Raw genomic sequence first — 419 nt, 5'->3', positions numbered from 1 at the left:
GCCTTTCTTTGGTATTTTGATCAGGAGTCGTTCTTTCCAGTCTTTTGGTACTTGTTCCTCATCCCAAATCTTATTGAAGAGAATGTGGAGTATCCTCGCATTTACTGCTATATTTGCATGCAGTGCTTCTGCTGGGATGTTGTCTGGTCCTGCTGCTTTGCCACTCTTGATTTGTCTAATGGCCATGATGATTTCTTCAATTATTGGTGGGCCAACATCGATTGGGAGGTCCGTGAGTGCTGCTTCGATGTTGGGTGGGTTCAGTGGAGCTGATCGATTCAACAGTTCTTTGAAGTGTTCTACCCACCTGTTTTGTTGCTCTTCAATGTTGGTGATTACCTCGCCTTCCTTGCTTTTCACTGGTCGTTCTGCTTTGCGGTGATTTCCAGAGTTTTTTTGTCGTGTCATACAGTTGTCAC

The 419-nt window shown here is 44.6% G+C and carries 1 protein-coding gene; it reads right to left on the bottom strand.

The window, feature by feature from the left end; translation table 11 throughout:
* Positions 1–360: hypothetical protein (locus tag DZ860_RS25480; protein WP_133305468.1), on the bottom strand; the 360-nt coding region annotated here is incomplete at its 3' end.
* Positions 361–419: the final 59 nt, after the last annotated feature.

The sequence above is a fragment of the Vibrio sinensis genome, assembly GCF_003605645.1.
Taxonomy (GTDB): domain Bacteria; phylum Pseudomonadota; class Gammaproteobacteria; order Enterobacterales; family Vibrionaceae; genus Vibrio; species Vibrio sinensis.
The sequence above is the reverse complement of the archived record's forward strand: the minus strand, read 5'-3'. Positions and strand labels throughout refer to the sequence as shown.